General features: G+C 73.1%; 5 protein-coding genes. 1 reads left to right on the top strand and 4 read right to left on the bottom strand.

Translation table 11 applies throughout. The features are described 5' to 3' along the window. Position 1: 1 nt before the first annotated feature. Positions 2–907, top strand: a complete 906-nt coding sequence (locus KCH_RS36475; protein ID WP_035876125.1) for a helix-turn-helix domain-containing protein — start codon at positions 2–4, stop codon at positions 905–907. On the opposite strand, the gene KCH_RS47575 is transcribed toward KCH_RS36475, so the two are convergent. The 4 genes from KCH_RS47575 to KCH_RS36490 form a co-directional block, all read right to left on the bottom strand. Next, entirely contained in the window at positions 855–2,135 is a 1,281-nt protein-coding gene (locus KCH_RS47575; protein WP_425268931.1) for a TniQ family protein, read from the bottom strand. The two genes, KCH_RS36475 and KCH_RS47575, sit on opposite strands and share 53 nt — an antisense overlap. Positions 2,136–2,259: 124 nt before the next feature. Beyond that, on the bottom strand, positions 2,260–3,282 hold the full coding sequence (locus KCH_RS36480) for a TniB family NTP-binding protein (protein ID WP_035876128.1): 1,023 nt from the start codon (positions 3,280–3,282) through the stop codon (positions 2,260–2,262). Beyond that, positions 3,276–5,612 (bottom strand): Mu transposase C-terminal domain-containing protein, encoded by a 2,337-nt coding sequence (locus tag KCH_RS36485; protein WP_157032509.1) that lies wholly within the window; start codon positions 5,610–5,612, stop codon positions 3,276–3,278. Before KCH_RS36485 ends, KCH_RS36480 begins: the two co-directional genes overlap by 7 nt. Further along, positions 5,609–6,340, bottom strand: a complete 732-nt coding sequence (locus KCH_RS36490) for a TnsA-like heteromeric transposase endonuclease subunit (RefSeq protein WP_051654128.1) — start codon at positions 6,338–6,340, stop codon at positions 5,609–5,611. Before KCH_RS36490 ends, KCH_RS36485 begins: the two co-directional genes overlap by 4 nt. Positions 6,341–7,540: the final 1,200 nt, after the last annotated feature.

The raw sequence follows: 7,540 nt of genomic DNA on the forward strand, positions 1-7,540 counted from the left end.
CGTGGCCGGCCGCAAGAAGGCCGGAGTCGAGCCGGGGCCGGCGGAGGACCTCGCAGAGTTCCTCCGCCGGCTCCGTCGGCGACCCGACGGCACCGATCTGACCTACAGGCAGCTCGCGGACAGGCTCGGCGGCGTCCGCTACTGCTCGCTCGTCACCCTCTCCCGCGCGGACCGGGGCGGTACCTTCCTTCCCCGCCCGGAGACGGTTCGGGGCTACGTGAGCGCGTGCGGCGGCGGCGCCGCCGAGCAGGAGCAGGCCCGTCGGCTCCTCGCCACGGCCAAGCGCCGCCACCAGCGGGAGAAGACCGCGGCCGCGTACGCCGACCCCAAGCTCGGGAAGCAGGAGGCGCGCCGCCGGCACCCGACGGTTGCCCCGCACCCCGACTACATGCGCAGCCCGATCGACTTCCAGCTCGGGCTCCGTTCCTACCGGCACGAGACCGGCGGCCTCTCGGTACGCGGCATCGCCCGCAACGCGGAGGAGGCCGGCTACGCGATCTCCAAGAGCGCGGTGAACCGGATGCTCACCGGGCCCCGGTCGTTTCCCACCTGGGACCAGGTGGAGGCGTTCCTGTTCGGCTGCAGGCCGCACCGGCTGCCCGACCTCGACACCTGGAACAGCGCCTGGCGGCGCGTGTTTGCTCGGCCGACAGCAACACGAGTGGCCACCCTGGCGACCGAGCCCTGGATCGGGGCGGCCCCGGCCTGGCTCGCTCGGTATCACCACGTACTACCGGCGGGGACCGGCGGGAAGGACTCGGTGGAGCGCGTGGATCTCCTCGCCAAGGCGGAGCGGGCCATACTGGAGGGCCGGATCAGCCCCTCCGCAGCGGAACGAGCTCTGGCGAGCGCGATTATCCAGGCGGCCCGATCGTCGCTCCGCGGTTCGGCACCGTCGCAGCCCTGACGAGCGCGGTTGCTGCGCCCGTGTGGCGGGTGGGTGATTTGTTGAGCGGTCGTGTTTCTGGGCTGGGGGTTGATGGGTTGGTTGGGAAGGGCCGGTCGGTGGTGGGGGTGGTGTTCGGGGTGGGGCCGGTTCTCGGGGGGTGTTGCCAGCTGGTGGTCAGGGCGGTTTGGCCTGCGGGTTTTGGTGGTGGGTTGAGAGCTTGTGGATGGTGTGAGAAGGGGTGGGGTTTCCCGCTGTTTGGTTGATAGCCCTGTATGTGCCGCGCGGTGGCGGGGATGGCTGCGGCCGGGCCGGCCTGGGTGTTCAGCGGTTTCGGGTGTGGTGGTGGGTCCAGGTGGTGAGGAGGTTGCCGGGCAGCGGGGTGAGGTGGGGCAGGCCGAGCGCGCGGGCGGTGTGGTCGAGGAAGGCGTGGACGGCCGGGTGGGGGCGGCCGTGGCGGGGTGGCGGGGAACAGTGGGGTAGCGGCCAGGGCGCGGGCGAGGGTGACGGTTTCGGGGTAGGTGACGGCGTCTCGGGCCAGGAGTGTCCAGGAGCCGGTGACGGGCTGGACGTCGGGGTTGGCGTGTTGGAGGAGGTGCCGGCGGCGGCGCCAGCGGGCGGTCAGGGCCGCGTGGGTGGTGTGGTCGTGCCAGCGGGTGGTGGTCGCGGCAGCCCAGGTCCACGCGTCTGCGGCGTGGGAGCGGTGTCGTAGACGCCGATGGGATCTGTACGCGGTGTCGAGTTCGGGTAGCGCGGCGGTGCTGAGGCTGTGGTGGGGGCCGGCGGCCCAGTGCTGGTGGCGTGGGCAGAGTCTGGCGTGGTCGGTGGTGCCGGCTGTGCGGCGCAGCGTGCACGTGGGGTAGGCCCGCAGCGGTGCGTGGCGGGGGTCGAGCCTGTGCCACCAGGCGTGGCCGCCGGCGTTGCCCGCACGTGCGCGGCCGGGCCCCGCGGCGGGGGAGGGAGTGCCGAGGTGGGGCAGGGCGCGGGTGAGGTGGTGGTGGGGGAGGCGGGTGAACGCGGCCAGGCGGTGCTGTGCCGTGTGGTCGAGGTGGAGTTCGCTGCCTGCGGGGGTGCGGCTGGGGCGGCCGCTTGCGGTGATGGCGAGGCCGTCCAGCAGGTGTGCGGGTGTCAGGTGGTGGGCGTCGGCGAGGCGCTGGAGCCAGGAGGCGGTGCTTTCCGCGGCAGGGGCCGGATGTCCAGCAGGGTGGGCGCCGGGGTGAGGAGGACCGGGAGCGGCCGGGTGCCGGATACGGGCACGGTCACCGGATCGGGTCCGGGTGCGGCCGCCCGCGGACCGCCCGGGGGGTGCTGCGCCTGGTGTCCGGTGGCGGGGCCGCCGTCTGCCTCTGGCCCGGTGGCGGTTGCGGGCGGGTTCACCGTCGTCGTGCCGTGGGCCGGATCGGTCGGTGGTGTTGTTCGGCGAGGTGGTCGAGGGTGATCGCGTCCAGCGAGGTCTTGGTGATTTTCTCCGTGCCGTCGAGGATCGCGGTGATCGCGGCCTGGCGGATGAGGCGGGAGAGGCTGCCGATCCGCCCGGCGGTGCGCTGGTGGAGGTAGGGGGCGAGCCGCCGTAGGGAGCCGGGCCGGTGGGCGGTGAGGTCGAGGGCGTTCTCGAACGCGGCGACGGTGGAGCGGAACGGGGTGCGGTCGCCGATGAGGGCGGGCAGGGGGTCGCAGTCGATCAGCGAGGTACGCCCGGCCAGCTGCGCGCCGCGCACCCCGGTGAACAGCGGGGTGTCGGTGACGTCGATGCCGGCGTAGACGAACGTGGCGGGCAGGCGTTCGGTGAGGTCTTTGAGGAAGTCGGCGGCTTCCGAGCCGTTGGTGGTGCGGGGGTTGAGGCGGTGGATCTCGTCCACGAGGACCAGACTGACTCCCAGGCTGGTGTACATGCTGCACACGGTCGTGGTGAGCAGGGCCTGGGTCATGCGCGGGCCGACCGGCAGGCCGACGAAGCGGGCGAACTCGGCGGCCAGGCTCTTGGCGCTCGCTCCGGGCGGCACCAGGATGTACGCGACCGGCGCCCGCCCGGGGACGGGAGTGCGGGACAAGGACCGCTGGTGCAGTTCGTAGGTGCGCCCGACTTCCTGCAGGGCGGTGCTCTTGCCGGTGGTGGGTGGTCCGGTGACGATCAGTCCGGGCCGTGCGGTGCCGTCCTGGTGGCGCCCGAGCAGCGTGAGGGTGCGCACGCTCGTGGTGATCTGCTCCAGGGCCGGGGTGCGGACGACGACGAACCGGGAGTGGTAGACCAGGCGTTGGGCCGCGCTGCGCCGGGGCCCCTCCGGTGAGGGCGGTGCGGGCCGTTTGCGGTCGACGAAGCGCCGCCATTCCTCCCACGTGGTGGGCGTCGCGGTCCCGGCCTGGACTGCGGGCTGGCCGGCGGCCGGGGTCACCACTGCTGTGCCTCCTCGGCCGCGTCGTACAGGCCGAAGCCGGTGTCCACCGCATCCTCATCGTCCAGTTCGTCCTCGTCGTCCCAGGCGAGGCCGGCGTCGAGACCGTCCTCGTTCTCACCGCGCGGGTACGGACTTCCTGGCGGTGACATCGGTGTGGGCCACGGTGCGGCGGCGTCGAACAGCGCCGCGGGGGCCCCGCCTTCCCCGGCCGCCGTCCCGGACCGTGCAGCGCCGGCCCGCCGCGGCCTCGGAACAGCCGACCCGTGGTCGTCAGACTGCTGCCCGGGGCCTGAGTTCTCCGGGGCGGCGGTCTGCTTCTGGCGCCTCGTCTTCCCGCGTCCTCGGATCCGTCCGCCCGGATCCTCCACGGCACCGACGGGCCCACCGGGCCCGCTGGTGTGGTCGTGGGGGAGGGCGGCGGGTGCGTGGCGGGTGAGCAGAGCGTGTTCGCGGGGGTGGGCAGTGCCGTTTCGGGCGCGGCGCAGGAGGTCGTCGAGGGCGCGTGCGAGGTCGGCTTCGTGCCGGTCGCGGTCCCCGCGCCGGGCGACGGTGTCCTTGAGGTGCTGCCACAGTTGGTCGCCGAAGGGCTGGTGGACGTGGTCGGCGTGGATCCACGGGATGGGCGTAAAGGCGCCGTCACCGAGGCGGACCCAGATCCGGCGGGCGTCGTGGGGGTTGTGGTGGACCTCCCACCGGCCCTGCTGCGCCGTGGTGCCGGAGGCCTGGCCGCGGTAGTCGCCGAGTGCGGGGTGGTCGTAGGTGCGGTGGTTCAGGCGGATGCCGCGCTCGGTGATCGGCTTCCATACGACGGGCAGCAGCTCGATGTAGTCGTCGCCGCTCAGCGGCAGCGGCACGTACCCGCCGGCGCCCAGCATGGCGCCCCACATCTCGTTCGGGCTCAGCGCGGTGGCGGGCATCGACGGGTGGCGCAGCCCCTCGGCGGGTCTGTTCTGCCACTCGGTGGCGATCCACCGGTCGAGCATGTCCTGGAGCTGGGCGACGCTCCACAGGGCTTCGCGCTGGCTGTCGGATCCGCGGCGCAGGACGTTTGAGCCGGTGTGGCCGGCGACGTGTTGGCAGAACAGGGTGTTGATGGACCCGAAGGCGCGCTCGACGTGGCCCTTCGCGGTCGGGCGTCTCGGCGGGGTGGGCTGCACGCTGATGCCCAGGCTTTCGCAGGCGGCCAGGAACGCCGCGGAGAGGAAGATCCGGCCGCGGTCGACGACCACGGTCTCCGGCACCACCACCGGGCGCCCCACAGCTTGCTCCAGGCGCGGGTCCGCGTCCAGGAGGTCCTCGTACGGCACGGGCGCGCGGGACATTGCCAGCGGCTCGGGCCAGGTGGGGCGCAGCGGGTGCGGGACGGCCATCTCGGCGAGCAGCAGCGCCGCGTCGACGGCCTTGGTGCTCGCCGGGCGCAGAACGGCGGCCAGGATGGAGCGAGTGGCGACGTCCAGCGCGATGGTCAGCTCCGGGCGGCCGGTGGTGCCGTCGGCGAAGACGGCCATGACGGCCAAGCGGGTGGAGTCGAGCATGACCTGCTCGCCCGGCCGCAGCGCCACCGCCGGCGTGAACGGCCGCCCCGGTGAGGCGGTGGCGGTGCGCGCTGGCCGGCCGGGCAGTTCGGCGGGGTCGGCCAGCGCCTTCACCAGCCGGTAGAACGTCGCCTGCGCCGACAGCTTCACCACCCCCACTCCGTACCGCTCGTCCAGCACCTGGCGAGTGAGCTGCATCAGCCCCTTCACCGTGCCCTTGGAGCGGCCGCGCTGGCGCCGCAGCGCCTCCAGCACCGCGGCGACGACCTTCTCGTCGGCGCGCCCGGTGCGGCTGACCGGTTTGGTCGTGCGGTGGTCGACCAGCCCCCACAACCCCTGGCGCCGGTAGTTCAGCCGCATCCGCTGCACGGTGCTGACAGCGACGTGCTCCCACCCCAGAGCGGTGAGCTCCGCGGCCTTGGCCTGCTCCCGCTCAGCCAGCGTGCGCGAGAGCGGGTCGTACTGCGGCCTCGGCACCCCCGCCGCTCCCTCCCCGCCGGCGAGTCCGTACTCCACTTCCTGGATGTGGCGCTGCCAGGCCAGGGCCTTCTCCTGCTCGCGCACCGGCACCGTCTGGAACAACCCCCACTGCGGCACCCCCACCCGCGGCCGCGCGCCGGCCACCGCGAAGTCCGGCGCCGCCACCAGGTGCCCGGCCAGCACGGTCGCGACCTCCCCGCGCTCACCGGCCAGCCGCACCAGATGCCCCTCCACCCCGACCACCTGCCACCCGCGCCCGTCGAAGACGATGTGCGCACCCACCGCCAGCACCCGCCGACCCGAACCGCCGCTCACGCCGCCACCCCCCGGCCCACCACGGTCCCGGCGTCCAACGGCCTCTCCGCCAACCCCGCGGACAGAACACCGGACCACAGCAGATGGAAGACCATCGGCCCCGCCCGCAACGGCACCCCCACCGCCGCGACCCCATCCGCCAGCGGCCGCGGCTCGGCGAACGCAGCCAGCACCGCCTCACGCAGGACCCCGTCAGCACCGAACCGCGGATGCCGGTACCCCGCCAGCCACCGCACATTCGCCGCCACCACCGGCGACGGCGGCTCCAACCGCCGGTACACCCACCCCACCCCCTCACACACCTGCGCCAGCACCCGCGCCGCCCGCTGCGCCGCCGGCCCGCCCACGCCCGCAACGGCAGGACAGTCGGCCAGCAGCGCCCCGCCGTCCGCGTAGCGGGCGAACAACTGCGGAACCCAGGAACGCACCACTCCGTCCTCCTCACGCCACAGCAGCCGCACCGGCCGCCCCGCCAGACCGGTCACCGAACGCTCACGGTCCAGCAGCATCAACTGCATCCGCATCGCCATCGACCCATGCGCCACCAACCGCCCCGTCGTCGAAGACCACCACCACCCCGGACCCCAGCTGCGCCCCGGCACCACTGGGAACGCCGAAACCGGCCTTAACTCCTCGAACCGCACCTGTCCGGCCACCCGCCCCAGGCGCTGCTGGACCACCTCGCCAGCGACCGTGACGAAGCACGCCTCCACCCTCGCCGCATCCATCAAACCCACCCCTCACCGCAGCGCCCCGCCGTCAGGCAGTCAAGTCCGTTGAGAAACCGGCAGATAGAAGAACAGACACCGTTCACTCCAACGAGTGCTGCACCTCTCGCTTGCTGTGCCTGTGCTGGAGGTGCCGGGGCTCGATCGGCGGGAAGGAGGGCTCGAAGCCGGAGCTGCGGGAGAAGGCCGGCCCGGACCGGCTGGAGTGCCCGACGTTGCGAACAGGACCGCGCCGTCAAGGACTTGGGGCCGCTGGTGCTGCCCGCCCCGACCAAGCGCGAGCTGGTGGCCGCGCTGGTCTCCACCCCGGACGGTCCGTAATGGGAGGACGCGTGCCGCACACGAGGCTCTACCCGGCGAAGGGCCGCAGGGTGTGACCTGTTGGTCGTGGCGGGCGTGGAATGGCCTATCACGCCATGTTGTCTGGACCTTCGGTTGGACCTGTTGGAGGTACGGGCCGGGTTGGTGCGGTCCGGGTGTTGGTGACTGTGTGTGATCGTTGGGTGGGGTCGGGGCGGGTGGGGAGTTGTGGGCTGTTTTCGGGGGTGAATTCCGCCGGTAATTCCGATGGGTTGTTTTGGTGGATTGGCTTCTGGGTGGTGGCGTGAATTCGGGTTGGAATTGCGGTGGTGTGGTGGTGGCGGGGGTTGGTGTTCGGTTTGGCGGGGTCGGGCTGTGTGTTTCTGGGTGGCCGCCGTCCGTGGTGGCCAGCCTCGGCGGCTTCTTGCCCGCCCGGCGCCTGCCTGCCTGCCTGCTGGGCCCGGCCGTCGTTCTGGTCGGCCGCCAGGCCGTTCCCGCTGCGCCCGGCTCGGCCGTGCTGCCCGGCTGTCCGGGTCGGTTCGGGTGCTGTTGGGCGCCGCCGTTCCGGCTGGATGGCTGGGTGGCCGTCAGGCCGCCGTGGGGGCCGCTCTGGTGGTGGCTCGGGGGTAGTGGGTGGGTTGTCGCGCCCCTTGTCGCGTTGGCCTGTCGCGGTGGGTGCTGTCGTGTGGTGTGACGTGGGCGGATGCCCGGTTTCCCCTGTGTGTGGTGGGGGCGCGACAGCTCCCGCGACAGCCGCGGGTCGGGTGCCCTCCGGGAGCGGCCGGATGGCCGGGCGTCGGCCGCTGCCGGGTCGCCGGTTGCCAGGCGCTGGTCGTTCTGGCCGCCGTCCGGGGGCCGCTGTCCAGGGCGGCCGGGTACGGCGAGGACGTTGGCCGTCGA

The sequence above is a fragment of the Kitasatospora cheerisanensis KCTC 2395 genome (assembly GCF_000696185.1).
Classification (GTDB): Bacteria; Actinomycetota; Actinomycetes; order Streptomycetales; family Streptomycetaceae; genus Kitasatospora; species Kitasatospora cheerisanensis.

What these genes read in the sequence shown, in the direction of transcription:
- KCH_RS36490 (WP_051654128.1), bottom strand. Translation starts at nt 6,340, where the DNA reads ATGGATGCGGCGAGGGTGGAGGCGTGCTTCGTCACGGTCGCTGGCGAG.